The 18,935-nt window shown below is 52.2% G+C and carries 16 protein-coding genes and 1 pseudogene; 9 read left to right on the top strand and 8 right to left on the bottom strand.

Annotated elements, in window-relative coordinates:
• Together BEB42_RS18500 and BEB42_RS18495 are read left to right on the top strand one after the other, a co-directional pair.
• Positions 1–223 (top strand): zinc ribbon domain-containing protein (locus BEB42_RS18500; protein ID WP_105267489.1); only part of this gene is annotated, 223 nt, incomplete at its 5' end.
• Positions 224–266: 43 nt separating this feature from the next.
• Positions 267–374: pseudogene (locus tag BEB42_RS18495) on the top strand (TetR/AcrR family transcriptional regulator); the annotation flags it as partial.
• Here the strand turns inward: BEB42_RS18495 and ytfB are convergent.
• Positions 358–996, bottom strand: coding sequence for a cell division protein YtfB (ytfB, locus tag BEB42_RS18490; RefSeq protein WP_001119478.1), 639 nt, complete (start codon positions 994–996; stop codon positions 358–360). The pseudogene BEB42_RS18495 and the gene ytfB overlap by 17 nt on opposite strands.
• 218 nt (positions 997–1,214) lie before the next feature.
• Between ytfB and fklB the strand changes: the two genes are divergently transcribed.
• Positions 1,215–1,835: an FKBP-type peptidyl-prolyl cis-trans isomerase gene (gene fklB / locus BEB42_RS18480; protein ID WP_000211225.1), complete on the top strand. Its 621-nt coding sequence runs from the start codon at positions 1,215–1,217 to the stop codon at positions 1,833–1,835.
• A 308-nt stretch (positions 1,836–2,143) separates the two neighbouring features.
• A complete protein-coding gene (gene cycA, locus BEB42_RS18475; protein WP_000228346.1) occupies positions 2,144–3,556 on the top strand; it encodes a D-serine/D-alanine/glycine transporter in 1,413 nt (470 codons plus the stop codon).
• A 44-nt stretch (positions 3,557–3,600) separates the two neighbouring features.
• On the opposite strand, the gene ytfE is transcribed toward cycA, so the two are convergent.
• The 3 genes from ytfE to qorB form a co-directional block, all read right to left on the bottom strand.
• Positions 3,601–4,263 carry an iron-sulfur cluster repair protein YtfE gene (gene ytfE / locus BEB42_RS18470; RefSeq protein WP_000331456.1) on the bottom strand — a complete coding sequence of 221 codons (663 nt, stop codon included), beginning with the start codon at positions 4,261–4,263 and terminating at the stop codon, positions 3,601–3,603.
• A 107-nt stretch (positions 4,264–4,370) separates the two neighbouring features.
• A complete protein-coding gene (locus BEB42_RS18465; protein WP_001351395.1) occupies positions 4,371–5,336 on the bottom strand; it encodes a DMT family transporter in 966 nt (321 codons plus the stop codon).
• Between the two features lie 108 nt (positions 5,337–5,444).
• A complete protein-coding gene (gene qorB / locus BEB42_RS18460) occupies positions 5,445–6,305 on the bottom strand; it encodes an NAD(P)H:quinone oxidoreductase (RefSeq protein ID WP_000560552.1) in 861 nt (286 codons plus the stop codon).
• 88 nt (positions 6,306–6,393) lie between these two features.
• Here qorB and BEB42_RS18455 point away from each other — a divergent pair, with 88 nt between their 5' ends.
• Positions 6,394–6,774, top strand: a complete 381-nt coding sequence (locus tag BEB42_RS18455) for a winged helix-turn-helix transcriptional regulator (protein WP_000084622.1) — start codon at positions 6,394–6,396, stop codon at positions 6,772–6,774.
• A 128-nt stretch (positions 6,775–6,902) separates the two neighbouring features.
• Here the strand turns inward: BEB42_RS18455 and cpdB are convergent, their stop codons facing one another.
• Positions 6,903–8,846 carry a 2',3'-cyclic-nucleotide 2'-phosphodiesterase gene (cpdB, locus tag BEB42_RS18450; RefSeq protein WP_000589460.1) on the bottom strand — a complete coding sequence of 648 codons (1,944 nt, stop codon included), beginning with the start codon at positions 8,844–8,846 and terminating at the stop codon, positions 6,903–6,905.
• 189 nt (positions 8,847–9,035) lie between these two features.
• On the opposite strand from cpdB, the gene cysQ reads away from it, so the two are divergent.
• Complete coding sequence (cysQ, locus tag BEB42_RS18445) at positions 9,036–9,776, top strand: 3'(2'),5'-bisphosphate nucleotidase CysQ (RefSeq protein WP_000886909.1); 741 nt, start codon at positions 9,036–9,038, stop codon at positions 9,774–9,776.
• Here cysQ and BEB42_RS18440 read toward each other — a convergent pair.
• The gene (locus BEB42_RS18440; protein WP_000175289.1) at positions 9,766–10,323 is read right to left on the bottom strand and encodes a YtfJ family protein; all 558 of its coding nucleotides are present in this window, start codon (positions 10,321–10,323) and stop codon (positions 9,766–9,768) included. The genes cysQ and BEB42_RS18440 overlap by 11 nt on opposite strands.
• A 324-nt stretch (positions 10,324–10,647) precedes the next feature.
• Between BEB42_RS18440 and BEB42_RS18435 the strand changes: the two genes are divergently transcribed.
• Positions 10,648–10,854, top strand: a complete 207-nt coding sequence (locus BEB42_RS18435; protein ID WP_000689228.1) for a DUF1107 domain-containing protein — start codon at positions 10,648–10,650, stop codon at positions 10,852–10,854.
• Positions 10,855–10,915: 61 nt separating this feature from the next.
• On the opposite strand, the gene BEB42_RS18430 is transcribed toward BEB42_RS18435, so the two are convergent.
• On the bottom strand, positions 10,916–12,259 hold the full coding sequence (locus BEB42_RS18430) for a hemolysin family protein (protein ID WP_000935042.1): 1,344 nt from the start codon (positions 12,257–12,259) through the stop codon (positions 10,916–10,918).
• Positions 12,260–12,581: 322 nt separating this feature from the next.
• Positions 12,582–13,220, bottom strand: coding sequence for a peptide-methionine (S)-S-oxide reductase MsrA (msrA, locus tag BEB42_RS18425; RefSeq protein ID WP_001295196.1), 639 nt, complete (start codon positions 13,218–13,220; stop codon positions 12,582–12,584).
• 205 nt (positions 13,221–13,425) lie between these two features.
• On the opposite strand from msrA, the gene tamA reads away from it, so the two are divergent.
• Together tamA and tamB are read left to right on the top strand one after the other, a co-directional pair.
• A complete protein-coding gene (gene tamA / locus BEB42_RS18415; RefSeq protein ID WP_001269327.1) occupies positions 13,426–15,159 on the top strand; it encodes an autotransporter assembly complex protein TamA in 1,734 nt (577 codons plus the stop codon).
• Positions 15,156–18,935 carry an autotransporter assembly complex protein TamB gene (gene tamB, locus BEB42_RS18410; protein WP_000060936.1) on the top strand — a complete coding sequence of 1,260 codons (3,780 nt, stop codon included), beginning with the start codon at positions 15,156–15,158 and terminating at the stop codon, positions 18,933–18,935. Before tamA ends, tamB begins: the two co-directional genes overlap by 4 nt.

Here is an 18,935-nt window from a genome sequence, read left to right as displayed (position 1 = left end):
CACAAGCCAGCGTTGCGCGTGCTGTGGTCATACAGCGAAAGAAAATCGCCTGTCACAAAGTAAATTCAGATGCCAGGCATGTGGATATACAGCGAACGCTGATGTAAATGGCGCTCGTAACATTTTAGCGGCGGGGCACGCCGTTCTTGCCTGTGGAGAGATGGTGCAGTCAGGCCGCTCGTTGAAGCAGGAACCCACCGAAATGATTCAGGCGACAGCCTGAACGAAGCTGGGATCCACGTCCTTCAGGGCGTGGAGGATGTCAACATATCAGTATGGTTTCCCCCCAGGCACTGGAAGCCAGACGTAAGGTCATCAAAGAGACAATCCTTAGCTGGCTTTTGGTTGACCCTTCATCTACCGCGCACGAATAAAACTGCCATCCGGCTGGCGGGTAAACAGGACCTGTTGATTATTCCCCGTATCAATGGTTAAGCCCGTCACCACGCCGCTGGCGTTCTGGCGGATTTTCACCATTTGCCCGTTTTGCAAATTACTCAGCGGCTTACCCGCGCCTTCTACCTGCGCCATTGCATAGACATCGGTAGCGGGCAGTCCGTGGTCGCGGAACAGCTGCGCCATCGTTTTACCGGGTTCGACACGGTAAGAGCGCCATTGATTATCAATTCCGCTATCTGGCTGGAATGGTTGCGTTTGGGTAGTTTGCGGCTGCTCTTCTGGCTGGCCTTCCTGTATAGGTTCTGGAGCGACCGGAGCCACCTGATCAGGATCATTTTGTGGTGTGACTAATTGTGCCCGCAGCTGTTCTTCTGTCGGCGGTTGTGATTGCGACTGAATATCTAACTGCGCTTCACGCGTCACCACCGGCGCGTTGGGCGTATCATCAGATGGAAGCAGAAATCCGACCACCAATACAATGGCGGCAATAATGATCCCCCGACGATGCATCGGCGGCAGCGGGTCCATGAAGCGAAAATTGTCCGGCGCGTGCCAGACTTTCTCCAGGGTTGGTTTTAGTTCAAAGCGCCCGGGCATGGTTTCCTCCTGCTCCGCGTCTTGTTCCTCAATCATAGCCTATGAATAAGCTAACGCTATGATGTCCGTGGTAAACCCGCCTTTATTATATTCATACGGGATATTGCTATTGTTTCTTTTTCCCCGGGATTTGTCATCATTCCTGCGACAAAGTTTTACCCAAAGAAGTGTGGCTGATATGCTGCCCGCTACTTTTATACCCTAAGAAAGGAAATACGATGACCACCCCAACTTTTGACACCATCGAAGCGCAAGCAAGCTACGGCATTGGTTTGCAGGTAGGGCAACAACTGAGTGAATCTGGCCTGGAAGGGCTGCTGCCAGAAGCACTGGTTGCAGGTATTGCCGATGCGCTGGAAGGCAAACATCCGGCTGTTCCGGTTGATGTGGTGCATCGCGCGCTGCGTGAAATCCACGAGCGCGCCGATGCCGTTCGTCGTCAGCGTTTCCAGGCGATGGCTGCTGAAGGTGTGAAATACCTGGAAGAAAACGCCAAAAAAGAAGGTGTGAATAGCACCGAATCTGGCCTGCAATTCCGCGTGATCAACCAGGGTGAAGGCGCAATTCCGGCACGTACCGACCGCGTTCGTGTTCATTACACCGGTAAACTGATCGACGGCACCGTGTTTGACAGCTCCGTTGCTCGTGGTGAACCCGCTGAATTTCCGGTTAATGGCGTGATCCCTGGCTGGATTGAAGCACTGACTCTGATGCCGGTAGGTTCTAAATGGGAACTGACTATCCCGCAGGAACTGGCATATGGCGAGCGCGGCGCAGGCGCATCCATCCCTCCGTTCAGCACCCTGGTGTTTGAAGTCGAACTGCTGGAAATCCTCTAAGCAGCGCATTCTGTTCCCCTCGAACCAGAGGGGAGCAGGCATTCAGCAATAAACCCTTCAGTTTGCCAAACGGCGCTATTTTGTGTTGCAAAGACCCCGTAAGCGTGTATTTTTGTGAGCTGTTTCGCGTTATCACCGTGATATGACACTCACTTTAAACATAAAATTAACATTAGATCTAAATCTTAGTATTCATCCCGCGTATTGTTACCTAATATCGATGAGTCCCGATACAGATTCGTCGTATCATAGACTGACTAAAGGCCGTAGAGCCTGAACAACACAGACAGGTACAGGAAGAAAAAAACATGGTAGATCAGGTAAAAGTCGTTGCCGATGATCAGGCTCCGGCTGAACAGTCGCTACGGCGCAATCTCACAAACCGACATATTCAGCTTATTGCCATTGGCGGTGCCATTGGTACGGGGTTGTTTATGGGGTCTGGCAAAACGATTAGCCTTGCCGGGCCGTCGATCATTTTCGTTTATATGATCATTGGTTTTATGCTCTTTTTCGTGATGCGGGCAATGGGGGAATTGCTGCTTTCGAATCTGGAATACAAATCTTTTAGTGACTTCGCTTCCGATTTACTCGGGCCGTGGGCAGGATATTTCACCGGCTGGACTTACTGGTTCTGCTGGGTTGTAACCGGTATGGCAGACGTGGTGGCGATCACTGCTTATGCTCAGTTCTGGTTCCCCGATCTCTCCGACTGGGTCGCCTCGCTGGCGGTGATAGTGCTGCTGCTGACGCTCAATCTCGCCACCGTGAAAATGTTCGGTGAGATGGAGTTCTGGTTTGCGATGATCAAAATCGTCGCCATTGTGTCGCTGATTGTCGTCGGCCTGGTTATGGTGGCGATGCACTTTCAGTCACCGACTGGTGTGGAAGCGTCATTCGCGCATTTGTGGAATGATGGCGGCTGGTTCCCGAAAGGTTTAAGTGGCTTCTTTGCCGGATTCCAGATAGCGGTTTTCGCTTTCGTAGGGATTGAGCTGGTAGGTACAACCGCTGCGGAAACCAAAGATCCGGAGAAATCACTGCCGCGTGCAATTAACTCTATTCCGATCCGTATCATTATGTTCTACGTCTTCGCGCTGATTGTAATTATGTCCGTGACGCCGTGGAGTTCGGTAGTCCCGGAGAAAAGCCCGTTTGTTGAACTGTTCGTGTTGGTAGGGCTGCCTGCTGCCGCAAGCGTGATCAACTTTGTGGTGCTGACCTCTGCGGCGTCTTCCGCTAACAGCGGCGTCTTCTCTACCAGCCGTATGCTGTTTGGTCTGGCGCAGGAAGGTGTAGCACCGAAAGCGTTCGCTAAACTTTCTAAGCGCGCAGTACCCGCGAAAGGGTTGACCTTCTCGTGTATCTGTCTGCTCGGCGGCGTGGTGATGTTGTATGTGAATCCTAGCGTGATTGGCGCGTTCACGATGATTACAACCGTTTCCGCGATTCTGTTTATGTTCGTCTGGACAATTATCCTTTGCTCGTACCTGGTGTACCGCAAACAGCGTCCTCATCTGCATGAGAAGTCGATCTACAAGATGCCGCTCGGCAAGCTGATGTGCTGGGTATGTATGGCGTTCTTTGTGTTCGTGGTCGTGTTGCTGACACTGGAAGATGACACTCGCCAGGCGCTGCTGGTTACCCCGCTGTGGTTTATCGCGCTGGGGTTGGGCTGGCTGTTTATTGGTAAGAAGCGGGCTGCTGAACTGCGGAAATAACCGCATTATCATGCTGGATGGCGCAATGCCATCCAGCTTTTAGATCACTCACCCGCCAGCGCGCGTGGGAACAGTACATTGTTTTCCAGGCTGATGTGATCCATCAGGTCATCAATCAGTTCATTAATGCCGTTATACATCGCTTTCCAGGTGGTGCAGGCTTCCGGCGGCGGTGTGACGTTATTGGTAGTGTGTTTGATTACTTCCAGCAGTTCACCCGCTTCATCGTGCTCGCTTTCCATTACGCTGATTGGCCCCATTGCCTGGCTGCCCATGCCTTGTTTGATCATCGGGAAGAGGATCTGCTCTTCTTTCATCATGTGGCTGGAAAGCTCTTCATGCAGCATAGTCAGGTATTTTGTCAGCCCTTTTGGCACGCTCGGTTTGTCGGCGTGAACGCGCTCGACTTTAGTCGCTTGCAGGATCAGCTCCGGCAACTGCTCGCGGTGACGATCGTGGTAGCGCACGATGATATGGTCAATGATTTCTGCCAGCGGGGCGCTACGCCAGTCTTTCTCAATCGGTTGTTCAGCGAGCTTTGCCAGTTCAGCTTCAATGACCTCAACATCCAGTTCTTTACGTGCCGCCGCGCGCGCCAGCGTCTGCTTACCGCCACAGCAGTAATCCATATCATATTTACGAAACAGAGCTGAAGCGCGAGGAATAGAGAGCGCCAGTTCACCTAAAGGTTGGTCGCGATAAGCCATAGCTGATACCTCATTCTTAAAAAGATAAGATGTATTTTAAATACATCTTTAAGGCAAAAGCTATAACCCTTACGTAGCAGAGGCTTATTTAACTCACTGCCAGCGTGTCAACTTTCTGAGACAGATTCAGTTAAAGGCTTTTCTGGTTTTGCTCTGACCGCGATGACCACGCCAATCACTAACAGCGCGATACCGCTCAGCGTCATTAGCGGCGGCATTTGCTGGCGGAGTAAAAAGGTGTACAGCAAACCTGCCAGCGTTTCGAAAACAATCAGCGGCCCGAGAATCACTGTCGGTAATCGCTGGCTGGCGACGTTCCAGCAGAGTGCGCCAACCCATGAGCAAAGCACGGCTATCGCAATCATCAGACTAATAAACACCAGCGGACGGGGGCCAAAAGGTAAGGAGAAGTCCGGCGTTTGTATATTCAGCCAGTAACAGGCGACGAGATAGCCGATGAGAGAAACCGGCAGCGTGACCAGCGCCTGCGCCGTCGCCCACATCATCGGATGTTTGTCGGGATTTTCCCGCAGCCAGCGGGCGTTGCGCAGGGCATACCATGCCCAGCAAACCACGGAAACTAACGCCAGCACGATGCCAGAGGTATAACGTGCCCAGTCAAAATCGGGGAGTCCGTGGTTTAACTCAGCAATATTCACACACGCCAGGCCGATGCCAATACAAATCAGTGCCGGGGCGAGTTTTCCCCATGCGAGTTTGCCGTCGCGCTGGCTATAAAGCAGATTGGCAAAAACGGGAATCACCACCGGCAGGGTGCCGATAATCATCGTGGAAACAGGCGCGCCAGTACGTTGAATGGCACTGGCAAGGCAGAAGTAATAAATGAGGTTGCCCATCATAGTGAGCATCAAGGCGGTAAGCCAGTCCCGACGCGCCAACTGACGCAGACGCACGCGTCCCAGCCAGGCAATGGGTAGCGCAATTAACCCTAACGCCAGATAACGCCCCATCGACTGCAACATCGCCGGGTATTCCGGCACGATCAACGGCCCGACAAAAATAAGCCCCCACATCAACCCTGCTAACAGGGCGTACAGCACGCCGCTAATCATTACTGGCATCCATTGGTCTGTCAGAAGAAACGTTCAGGAAGCAGACATGATTGCTCCCGGCATCCCGTCATTATCAGAGAGGATGCGGGAGGATGCCACTTTAATTAACTAGTTATTAACATTAAAAAGATGGCTTACGCTTTCGGCTAACGTTGTCGTTGGGCGGCCAATCAATTTGCTAAGCGTTTTGCTGTCATCAAACAGACCGCCTTTCGATGCGCCAACGTCAGAATCCGCCAGCATATCCGCCAGTCCGTCGGGCAGTCCGACGCTTTTCAGTGCCGCGGCGAAATCGGCTTCGCTCAGATTTTGATAGGTAACCTGTTTGCCGCTCTGTTTGGTCAGCTCTGCCGCTAACTGTGTCAACGTCCAGGCACTATCGCCCGCCAGTTCGTAAACCTTGCCTTCGTGACCGGCTTCGCTAATCACGCGTGCCGCAGCTGCCGCATAATCTGCCCGCGTTGCTGAGGCGATTTTGCCATCGCCCGCCGCACCGATAAATACGCCGTGTTCCAGTGCTGCCGGGGCGCTGGCGAGGTAGTTTTCGCTGTACCAGCCGTTGCGCAGCAGGGTGTAAACGATGCCAGAATCAGCCAACATTTTCTCCGTCTCGATGTGCTCATCGGCGAGGCCGAGCGGGGAGGTATCTGCATGTAGCAGGCTGGTATAAGCGATAAATTTCACACCAGCCGCCTTTGCGGCATTAATAACATTACGATGCTGCGGGGCACGTTGACCCACTTCGCTGGAAGAGATCAGCAGTAGTTTTTCCACTCCCTGAAGTGCAGATGTCAGTGCGGCTTCATCGCCGTAGTCAGCCTGACGCACGGTAATGCCTTGTGCTGCCAGAGCCTGGGCTTTTGCCGGATTACGAACGATAGCCACTATTTGGCTGACAGGAACCGTTTTCTTCAAGGATTCAATAACATAGTGACCAAGTTGGCCAGTGGCACCAGTAATAGCGATCATGGGAAGTCTCCATCGTTTTGTCTTGTGTTTAAATACGCTAACACCTAAACTTACTTTTAGTAAGTACGCACAAAAAGGTAAGTATGAAATGAGTCAGGTTAGCCTGTCGCAACAACTGAAAGAGGGTAATCTCTTTGCGGAACAGTGCCCGTCGCGCGAGGTGTTGAAACACGTCACCAGCCGTTGGGGGGTGTTGATTCTGGTGGCGCTACGCGAAGGTACTCATCGCTTTAGCGACCTGCGGCGCAAAATCGGCGGGGTGAGCGAAAAGATGCTTGCGCAGTCGTTACAGGCGTTAGAACAGGATGGTTTTCTTAACCGTATCGCGTATCCGGTGGTGCCGCCGCATGTGGAATATAGCCTCACGCCGCTGGGCGAGCAGGTGAGCGAAAAGGTTGCTGCACTGGCGGACTGGATTGAGTTGAATTTGCCCGAGGTGTTGGCGGTGCGGGATGAACGTGCGGCATAACTGCCGGATGCGCTGAGCTTATCTGGTCTACGGTGCATGGCTTGTAGGGCGGATAAGATGCGCCAGCATCGCATCCGCCAATAAATGCCGGATGCGGTTGATGATTTATAGGCCGAAAAAGAAGTGTTTTACTTACTCAAATCCACCTGATAAATCGCAAACCCGATATCATCGGTCGCGACTTTATTCATCGGATATTGCCCTTTCTCTTTAATAAACGCTGCGGCTTTATCTGACGGGGAAGTTTCGAAACGGATATCCAGTTTCTTATCGCCAGCAATCGGTGCTAAACGCCAGTTGTTATCTGCCGCCGGGTGAATTTCCCCCGCACGCTTCGACTCATCAGCAATCCACGCTGCCAGCACCGAGCGGTTCTCATCCGGTGAAGCAAAAGCGATATGGCTGTCGCCCGTACCGGCAAATTTGCCACCGTAAGCGCGATAGTTATTGGTGGCAACCAGGAACATAGCGTTCGGATCAATCGGCTTGCCATTAAAGGTCAGGTTCTTAATCCGCTCTGCATTGGCATTAATCATCTGGCACTCGCCGTCATAACGGGCGGGTTGGGTAACATCAATCTGATAATTCACACCATCAATAACATCAAAGTTATAAGTGCGGAAACCATCCCAGTTGATGAGTGACTGTGGTTTCGTGCTGTTAGGATCAATCTGGTTAAACTGTCCGGCGGAGCACTCCAGCCACTCTTTCACCTCTTTACCGCTGGCTTTCACCACAATCAGTGTATTGGGGTAGAGATAAAGATCGGCGGCATTACGGAAGGTCAACTGGCCTTTTTCCACCTCCACATAGCTTGCCGGGTCATTTTTGCGACCACCAACTTTAAACGGTGCGGCAGCTGAAAGCACCGGCAGTTTTGCCAGATCCGGATCGCCCTGAATGTAATGTTCGACATACGCTTTTTGCGCGTTGTTCACCACCTGCACGGTCGGATCGTCCTGCACCAGTGCCAGATAGCTATACATATTGTCGGCAGATTTACCGATTGGCTTGCTGACGAACTGGCGTGTGGCATCGTGATCGGCTTTGAGTGTTTCTACCAGCTTGCTGTCTTCCGCCGCGAGGGATTTTTTATTAGCGATGTCGTAAATCGGTCGTGCTTCCGCTTTCGCCTGCGTCACCTGCCATTTACCGCTGTCATTACTGAGTTGTAAGTCGACCACACCAAGATGATCGCCCCACATGCCCGGCATTACCGCCGGAACACCATTCAGCGTGCCTTTGGTGATATCAGCCCCTTCGATATCAGCAAAATCTTTACCCGGGAAAACGGCGTGAGCATGGCCAAACATAATGGCGTTAACGCCCGGAATTTCACTGAGGTAATAAACTGAGTTTTCCGCCATTACTTTATACGGATCGGCAGACAGCCCGGAATGCGCCAGAACGACAACGACATCGGCACCTTTCTCGCGCATTTCAGGCACGTATTTGCGCACGGTTTCGGTAATATCATTCACCGTCACTTTTCCGGATAAATTAGCTTTATCCCAGCCCATGATTTGCGGCGGCACGACGCCAATATAGCCAATCTTCAGCGTCTGTTTTTTTCCGTCTTTATCGACCACTTCGGTATCTTTAATTAAATACGGTGTAAACATTGGCTGTTTGGTTCTGGCGTCAATGACGTTGGCATTTACATAAGGGAATTTCGCTCCCGCCAGCGCATTTTTCAGGTAATCCAGACCGTAGTTAAATTCATGATTGCCGAGTGTACCGACCGTATAATCCAGCGTATTCAGCGCCTTATAAACCGGATGAACATCACCTGCTTTTAATCCTTTCGCCGACATGTAATCGGCCAGCGGACTCCCCTGAATCAAATCGCCGTTATCGACCAGTACGCTGTTTTTCACTTCATTGCGGGCATCGTTAATCAGGCTTGCCGTACGTACCAGTCCGAATTTTTCCGTGGCGGTGTCTTTGTAATAATCGAAATCCATCATGTTGCTATGCAGATCAGTGGTTTCCATGATACGCAGATCGACCGTCGCTGCATTCACACTGGCGGCAATCAGCGTGGCCAGGAGCGTTGCGCTAAACTTAATCATCAGGGACATCCTTTTATCATCGGGAATACGAAAGAAAAGGGAGAATAAACGTCTTACTTATAGAACAGTGAAGAATGCCACAATTTTACGCTTTGAAAATGATGACACTATCACAGTTGGCGCATTCATTAACGATAGGGTATAAGTAAAACAATAAGTTAACACCGCTCACAGAGACGAGGTGGAGAAATGTTAGATCAAGTATGCCAGCTTGCACGGAATGCAGGCGATGCCATTATGCAGGTCTACGACGGGACGAAACCGATGGACGTCGTCAGCAAAGCGGACAATTCTCCGGTAACGGCAGCGGATATTGCCGCACACACCGTTATCATGGACGGTTTACGTACGCTGACACCGGATATTCCGGTCCTTTCTGAAGAAGATCCTCCCGGTTGGGAAGTCCGTCAGCACTGGCAGCGTTACTGGCTGGTAGACCCGCTGGATGGTACTAAAGAGTTTATTAAACGTAATGGCGAATTCACCGTTAACATTGCGCTCATTGACCATGGCAAACCGATTTTAGGTGTGGTGTATGCGCCGGTAATGAACGTAATGTACAGCGCGGCAGAAGGCAAAGCGTGGAAAGAAGAGTGCGGTGTGCGCAAGCAGATTCAGGTCCGCGATGCGCGCCCGCCGCTGGTGGTTATCAGCCGTTCCCATGCAGATGCGGAGCTGAAAGAGTATCTGCAACAGCTTGGCGAACATCAGACCACGTCCATCGGCTCTTCGCTGAAATTCTGCCTGGTGGCGGAAGGACAGGCGCAGCTGTACCCGCGTTTCGGGCCAACGAATATTTGGGATACCGCCGCTGGTCATGCTGTGGCTGCGGCTGCCGGAGCGCACGTTCACGACTGGCAGGGTAAACCGCTGGATTACACTCCGCGCGAGTCGTTCCTGAATCCGGGGTTCAGAGTGTCTATTTATTAATTAATTTATGCAGCAGGTCCATCACTTGCTGCACCTCTTCCTGTGTGAGCGCCCCGTCTTTGGCCCATTGCACGCGACCGTCTTTATCCAGCACCACTACAGCGGAACTTTTTTCATCCAGCTGCCAGGCACCGCGTGCGACGCCATTGCTATCAACAATAAACTGCGACCAGGGATAAAGCTTTTTATTACTCTCCAGACTGCTGCGCACAAACATGCCGGAACCCGGAATTGCGTCGTCGGTGTTAACAATGGTGGTGGTCTGGTAACGATCGTGCGGTAACTTCGCTGATTTAATCGCTTCAATCAGCGTCGCGTTTTTCTCTTTTGCAGAGGTGCGACCAGCAATATGTTGCAGTACTCGCACTTTTCCCACTAACTGCGCGCTGTTCCAGGTTTTGTAGCTAAACTGATCTTTATCAAGCACCAACTCGCCACGATCGGTGATGCCAATCGGCGGCACTCGCTGACCGGTTTCGAACTGATGTGCGGAAGCCATCATCGGCAACAGCAGGCAGGTGAGTGCCAGAATCTTGCGTAGGGTCATGGTGTTTCCTTCTTATGATATGCAGGTGATCCGACCACTTGGGTCTGAGTTTTAATCATATGTGCTATTTATCGAATTTCCCGCAAGTGTGATGCCAGTTTGCGGTCAAGCGCACAAATCATATGAAAAATGAATGCTTATACTGAAGACCGCGCTTCGGTAAAAAGATAATTCTGAATAATTGTAACCTTTAGGTAAAAAAAGTTATACGCGGTGGAAACATTGCCCGGATAGTCTATAGTCACTAGGCATTAAAATTTGCGCCTCATAATAGTTGGGCCGATTGTGGCACCGCACAGGCGTAATACTCAGCAGGAGATAACAATGAAAATTTTCCAACGGTACAACCCACTTCAGGTGGCGAAGTACGTAAAGATCCTGTTCCGTGGACGGTTATACATCAAGGACGTTGGCGCTTTTGAATTTGATAAGGGTAAGATTCTTATCCCAAAAGTGAAGGATAAGCTGCATTTGTCAGTGATGTCCGAAGTTAACCGTCAGGTTATGCGTCTGCAAACAGAGATGGCTTAACCAAAGTGCTATGCAGTAATAAGACGGCTCCTGATTCAGGAGCCGTTGATGTTTCTGGGGGTTACGCGACGCTTTCTTCTTTATCTTTAGCGTCAGGCAGTTTTGGCGAAAGGGCGGTGGCCTTGCTGTCGATCCGGGTCACCAGCAGCTGGTCGATGCGGTAGTTATCGATATCCACCACTTCAAATTTGTAGCCGGCGAATTTCACCGAATCGGTGCGTTTCGGGATCTTACGCAGCATAAACATCATAAAGCCTCCGATGGTTTCGTAGTTGCCCGACTGCGGGAACTCGTCAATATCCAGCACGCGCATGACGTCGTCAATTGGGGTGCCGCCGTCAATCAGCCATGAGTTCTCATCACGGGCGACAATCTGCTCTTCCAGCCCCTGACCGACCAGATCGCCCATCAGCGTGGTCATCACGTCGTTGAGGGTGATGATCCCCACCACCAGCGCGTACTCGTTCATGATCACCGCGAAGTCTTCACCTGCGGTTTTAAAACTTTCCAACGCCTCTGAAAGGGTTAACGTATCCGGCACAATCAGCGTGTTGCGAATTTGTACGCCGCTGTTCAGTGCCAGGCTTTGGTTAGCCAGCACGCGGTTCAGCAGGTCTTTAGAATCGACATAACCGATGATGTGGTCAATATCTTCATTACAGACGAGGAACTTAGAGTGCGGATGTTCCGCCACCTTATTCTTCAGGCTTTGCTCATCTTCGTGGAGATCAAACCAAATCACGTTTTCACGCGGTGTCATTGAAGACGGAACGGTACGGGATTCCAGCTCAAAGACGTTTTCAATCAGCTCGTGTTCCTGTTTACGTAACACGCCCGCCAGCGCACCGGCTTCCACTACCGCGTAGATGTCATCAGAAGTGATGTCATCTTTACGTACCATTGGCAGTTTGAAAATACGGAAGATCATGTTCGCCAGGCCGTTGAAGAACCACACCAGCGGGGTGCAAACGTACAGGCAGAAGCGCATCGGGTTGATGATACGCAAAGCCACCGCTTCTGGCGCAATCATACCGATGCGTTTCGGGGTTAAATCCGCAAACAGGATAAACATGCCAGTCACTAACGAGAAAGAGAGAATAAAGCTCAGTTGCTCAGAGAGTTCTGCCGACATATAGCGGGAGAACAGGCTGTGAAAAGCTGGAGAAAATGCCGCATCACCGACGATACCGCCGAGAATCGCCACTGCGTTCAGACCGATTTGGACCACGGTAAAGAACATGCCGGGATTTTCCTGCATATTCAGAACGCGTTGGGCATTTATATTGCCTTCATCAGCCAGCAGTTTAAGTTTGATTTTGCGTGAGGCGGCAAGCGAGATCTCGGACATCGAGAAGAACGCACTTACAGCGATCAAACAGAGTATGACTAAAATACTGTTTAACATATCTTATCCGACCTTTCAGGCCAGATCCTCGGAAGGGGAAGTTGATTAATTTGTGTGAAATACACATTGAAAGCCGATTCGAAGAAAGTGAACCGGCATTTTCAGTGGCTAGTATAGCGTAAGGTACTGTAAAGTCGCCAGAGGGTTAAAATTCAGACTGCTGATAAATGCAATACTGCCTGATGCGCTATGCCAATCAGGCCTACGCAGTCCTTGCAATATATTGAATTTGGACGATTTTGTAGGCCTGGTAAGGCGTTTACGCCGCATCTGGCATAAATAAAGCGCACTTTATCAACAATCTACATTTGTACCCGTAACGCTATGCTTCCGGTGGCAGACAGACGCCAATTCCGCCAATTCCACAGTAACCATACGGGTTTTTATGCAGATATTGCTGGTGGTCATCTTCGGCATAATAAAACGGTGTGGCGTTAGCGATTTCCGTGGTGATGTGACGATCATCATCGGCGGCAAGCATCGCCGCCTGAAAACGTTCCAGACTGGCGCGAGCTGCGGCATCCTGTTCTGGGGTCAGCGGATAAATCGCTGAACGATACTGCGTGCCGTGGTCATTGCCCTGACGCATTCCCTGGGCGGGATCGTGATTCTCCCAAAATACCTGTAGCAACTGCTCATAGCTGATGACGGAAGGATCGTAAACAATGCGTACCGCTTCGGCATGACCCGTATCACCGGAGCACACTTCCCGATAAGTCGGATTTGGCGTATAGCCGCCGGTATAGCCTGCGGCGGTGCTGTAAACGCCGGGTAACTGCCAGAACAGACGCTCCACACCCCAGAAACAACCCATCGCAAAAATGGCAATCTCCATTCCGTCAGGTACATTGGTCATTGAGTGACCGTTGACCGCATGCAGCGTGGCTACGGGCATCGGGGTGTTACGTCCAGGCAGGGCATCGGCGGGGGAAACCAGATGCTTTTTATCAAATAAACTCATGGTGTCGCTCTCCCGAAAATCGGTCATTGGGGTTAAGGTTGTAACAAGAGGCGTATTTGCACACAATAACCACCGTGAATAGGTCTAAAGTAAAACATAAGAAATATTTGGGGTTTAGTCTGCTTTTTAATCCATATTACTGGATTTTTGTTAAGCCGTTTAACGGCGTTCCAGGGGCAGGAAAAAAGGATATTCAGGAGAAAATGTGCGCTATATCCGACAGTTATGCTGTGTAAGCTTACTCTGCTTAAGCGGATCTGCCGTCGCCGCGAACGTCCGTCTACAGGTCGAGGGGTTATCGGGACAGCTGGAAAAGAACGTTCGTGCGCAGCTTTCTACGATTGAAAGTGATGAAGTGACGCCAGACCGTCGCTTTCGCGCACGCGTCGATGATGCCATCCGTGAAGGTCTGAAAGCGCTGGGTTATTACCAGCCGACCATTGAATTTGATCTCCGTCCACCGCCAAAGAAAGGGCGGCAGGTATTGATCGCCAAAGTCACGCCAGGTGTGCCGGTGTTAATTGGCGGCACCGATGTGGTATTGCGCGGCGGCGCGCGGACCGATAAAGACTATTTGAAATTGCTCGATACTCGCCCGGCTATTGGCACGGTGCTGAACCAGGGCGATTATGAAAATTTCAAAAAGTCCTTAACCAGCATTGCGTTGCGTAAAGGTTATTTCGATAGCGAATTTACCAAAGCGCAGCTGGGCATTGCGCTCGGCCTGCATAAAGCCTTCTGGGATATTGATTATAACAGTGGCGAACGTTACCGCTTTGGGCATGTGACCTTTGAAGGATCACAAATCCGCGATGAATACCTGCAAAATCTGGTGCCGTTTAAAGAGGGCGATGAGTACGAATCGAAAGATCTGGCGGAACTGAACCGCCGACTTTCTGCTACCGGCTGGTTTAACTCGGTGGTGGTGGCTCCACAATTTGATAAAGCGCGCGAAACGAAAGTATTACCCTTGACGGGCGTGGTTTCGCCGCGAACTGAAAACACCATCGAAACCGGGGTCGGTTACTCTACGGACGTGGGACCGCGCGTGAAAGCGACGTGGAAAAAGCCGTGGATGAACTCTTATGGTCACAGTCTGACCACCAGTACCAGTATTTCCGCGCCGGAACAGACCCTCGACTTCAGCTATAAAATGCCGCTGCTGAAGAATCCACTGGAACAATATTATTTGGTGCAGGGCGGTTTTAAGCGCACTGACCTGAACGATACCGAATCTGACTCCACTACGCTGGTGGCTTCTCGCTACTGGGATCTCTCCAGCGGCTGGCAGCGTGCCATTAACCTGCGCTGGAGCCTCGACCACTTTACCCAGGGTGAAATTACCAACACCACGATGCTGTTTTATCCTGGGGTGATGATTAGCCGCACGCGTTCTCGTGGTGGCCTGATGCCAACCTGGGGCGACTCGCAACGCTACTCTATCGACTACTCCAACACGGCCTGGGGCTCAGATGTCGATTTCTCCGTTTTCCAGGCGCAGAACGTCTGGATCCGCACACTGTACGATCGCCATCGTTTTGTGACACGCGGCACGCTGGGCTGGATTGAAACGGGTGATTTCGACAAAGTACCGCCGGATCTGCGTTTCTTCGCCGGGGGCGATCGCAGTATTCGCGGCTACAAATACAAATCTATCGCCCCGAAATACGCCAACGGTGACCTGAAAGGGGCCTCGAAGCTGATAACCGGATCGCTGGAATACCAGTACAACGTGACCGGAAAATGGTGGGGCGCGGTGTTTGTCGATAGTGGCGAAGCGGTAAGCGATATTCGCCGCAGCGACTTTAAAACCGGTACCGGGGTCGGCGTACGCTGGGAATCGCCGGTCGGGCCAATCAAACTCGATTTTGCCGTACCGGTCGCGGATAAAGACGAGCACGGGTTACAGTTTTACATCGGTCTGGGGCCAGAATTATGAGTTTATGGAAAAAAATCAGCCTCGGCGTGGTTATCGTTATCTTACTGTTGCTGGGATCGGTGGCGTTTCTGGTGGGCACCACCAGCGGCCTGCATCTGGTATTTAAAGCGGCGGATCGCTGGGTGCCAGGACTGGATATTGGCAAGGTCACCGGCGGCTGGCGCGATCTCACCTTGTCTGACGTTCGTTATGAGCAGCCAGGCGTGGCGGTAAAAGCGGGCAATCTGCATCTGGCGGTCGGGCTTGAGTGCCTGTGGAACAGTAGCGTTTGTATTAATGACCTGGCGCTGAAAGACATTCAGGTCAACATCGACAGTAAAAAAATGCCTCCTTCTGAACAGGTTGAAGAAGAGGAAGATAGCGGTCCGCTGGATCTCTCCACGCCGTATCCCATCACCCTGACACGGGTGGCGCTGGACAACGTCAACATCAAGATTGATGACACCACGGTGTCGGTGATGGACTTCACCTCCGGCCTGAACTGGCAGGAGAAAACCCTGACCCTGAAACCGACGTCGCTGAAAGGCCTGCTGATTGCTCTGCCGAAAGTGGCGGAAGTGGCGCAGGAAGAAGTGGTCGAACCGAAAATTGAAAATCCGCAGCCGGAGGAAAAGCCGCTCGGCGAAACGCTGAAAGATCTCTTTTCTCGCCCGGTATTGCCGGAAATGACCGACGTGCATTTGCCGCTTAACCTGAACATTGAAGAGTTTAAAGGCGAGCAGTTACGCGTGACGGGCGACACGGACATCACCGTGCGCACCATGCTGCTGAAAGTGAGCAGCATTGACGGCAATACTAAACTGGACGCCCTGGATATCGATTCCAACCAGGGGATCGTCAACGCCAGCGGCACGGCGCAGCTGTCAGACAACTGGCCGGTGGATATCACCCTCAACAGCACACTGAACGTGGAGCCGTTGAAAGGTGAAAAAGTGAAGCTAAAAGTGGGTGGCGCGCTGCGCGAACAGCTGGAGATTGGCGTTAATCTTTCCGGTCCGGTGGATATGGATTTACGCGCCCAGACGCGACTGGCGGAAGCCGGATTGCCGCTCAACGTGGAAGTGAACAGCAAACAGCTTTACTGGCCGTTCACTGGTGAGAAGCAGTATCAGGCGGATGATCTGAAACTGAAACTTACCGGCAAAATGACCGATTACACGCTCTCTATGCGTACGGCAGTGAAGGGACAGGAGATCCCGCCAGCCACCATTACCCTTGATGCCAAAGGTAATGAACAGCAGGTCAATCTCGACAAACTCACCGTCGCGGCGCTGGAAGGGAAAACTGAACTCAAGGCGTTGCTCGACTGGCAGCAGGCCATTAGTTGGCGCGGTGAGCTAACGCTTAATGGCATTAACACCGCCAAAGAGTTCCCGGAGTGGCCGTCGAAACTCAATGGCTTGATTAAAACCCGCGGTAGCCTGTACGGCGGCACCTGGCAGATGGAGGTGCCAGAACTGAAGCTGACCGGTAACGTCAAACAGAACAAAGTGAACGTTGACGGTACGCTGAAAGGCAACAGTTATATGCAGTGGATGATCCCTGGGCTTCATCTGGAACTCGGGCCAAACAGTGCCGAAGTGAAAGGCGAGCTGGGGGTAAAAGATCTCAATCTTGATGCCACCATCAACGCGCCGGGGCTGGATAACGCGCTGCCGGGGCTTGGCGGTACAGCGAAAGGGCTGGTGAAAGTACGCGGCACGGTGGAAGCGCCACAACTACTGGCAGATATCACCGCGCGCGGCCTGCGCTGGCAGGAACTTTCCGTGGCGCAGGTTCGCGTGGAAGGCGACATTAAATCCACCGATCAGATCGCCGGGAAACTCGACGTACGCGTTGAGCAAATTTCGCAGCCGGATGTAAATATCAACCTCGTCACCCTGAATGCCAAAGGCAGCGAAAAGCAGCACGAGCTACAGTTGCGGATTCAGGGCGAGCCTGTCTCCGGGCAGCTTAATCTGGCAGGAAGTTTTGATCGCAAAGAAGAACGCTGGAAGGGAACTCTTAGCAATACCCGCTTCCAGACGCCGGTCGGCCCGTGGTCGCTGACCCGCGATATTGCGCTGGATTACCGCAATAAGGAGCAAAAAATCAGCATCGGGCCACACTGCTGGCTTAACCCGAATGCGGAACTGTGCGTGCCGCAAACTATCGATGCGGGGGCCGAAGGGCGTGCGGTGGTGAATCTCAACCGCTTCGACCTCGCCATGCTGAAACCGTTTATGCCAGAAACCACTCAGGCCAGCGGTATCTTCACGGGTAAAGCGGATGTTGCCTGGGACACCACGAAAGAGGGGCTGCCGCAGGGCAGTATCACCCTTTCGGGGCGTAACGTGCAGGTAACGCAAACCGTCAACGATGCGGCGCTGCCGGTGGCGTTTCAGACACTGAATCTGACGGCGGAATTGCGTAACAACCGTGCCGAATTGGGCTGGACCATCCGCCTGACCAATAACGGCCAGTTTGATGGACAGGTGCAGGTGACCGATCCGCAAGGCCGCCGTAATCTTGGTGGCAACGTCAATATCCGTAACTTCAACCTTGCGATGATAAACCCCATCTTTACCCGTGGGGAAAAAGCAGCGGGGATGGTGAGTGCCAACTTGCGTCTGGGTGGTGATGTGCAAAGCCCGCAGTTGTTTGGTCAGCTTCAGGTTACGGGTGTGGATATCGACGGCAACTTTATGCCGTTTGATATGCAGCCGAGCCAGCTTGCGGTCAACTTTAACGGTATGCGCTCGACGCTTGCCGGTACAGTACGGACCCAGCAGGGTGAAATCTACCTGAACGGTGATGCCGACTGGAGCCAAATTGAAAACTGGCGGGCACGAGTAACGGCGAAAGGCAGTAAAGTGCGGATCACCGTGCCGCCGATGGTACGAATGGATGTATCGCCAGATGTTGTATTCGAGGCTACACCAAACCTGTTTACCCTCGATGGTCGCGTGGATGTCCCGTGGGCGCGCATCGTGGTGCACGATCTGCCGGAAAGCGCAGTAGGCGTCTCCAGCGATGTGGTGATGCTTAACGATAACCTGCAACCGGAAGAGCCGAAAACGGCGTCGATTCCGATTAACAGTAACCTGATTGTCCACGTTGGCAACAATGTGCGCATTGACGCCTTTGGCCTGAAAGCGCGGCTGACGGGCGATCTTAACGTCGTTCAGGACAAACAAGGGCTGGGCCTGAACGGGCAGATCAACATCCCTGAAGGGCGCTTCCATGCCTATGGTCAGGATCTGATTGTGCGTAAGGGTGAGCTACTGTTCTCTGGTCCGCCAGATCAACCGTATCTTAATATTGAAGCTATTCGTAACCCGGATGCTACAGAAGACGACGTAATCGCCGGAGTTCGCGTCACTGGTCTGGCGGACGAACCGAAAGCGGAGATCTTCTCTGACCCGGCTATGTCGCAACAAGCTGCATTGTCTTATTTGCTACGTGGACAAGGGCTGGAGAGCGATCAGAGCGACAGTGCGGCGATGACCTCAATGCTGATTGGCCTGGGGGTTGCGCAAAGTGGCCAGATTGTGGGTAAAATCGGCGAGACGTTTGGCGTAAGCAATTTAGCGCTCGACACCCAGGGAGTAGGCGACTCCTCCCAGGTAGTGGTCAGCGGCTATGTATTGCCAGGTCTGCAAGTGAAATACGGCGTGGGTATATTTGACTCTATAGCAACACTCACGTTACGTTATCGCCTGATGCCTAAGCTATATCTGGAAGCCGTGTCTGGTGTAGACCAGGCACTGGATTTGCTCTATCAGTTCGAGTTTTAG

The sequence above is a fragment of the Escherichia sp. MOD1-EC5990 genome (assembly GCF_002965285.1).
Lineage (GTDB): Bacteria > Pseudomonadota > Gammaproteobacteria > Enterobacterales > Enterobacteriaceae > Escherichia > Escherichia coli_F.
The sequence above is the reverse complement of the archived record's forward strand: the minus strand, read 5'-3'. Positions and strand labels throughout refer to the sequence as shown.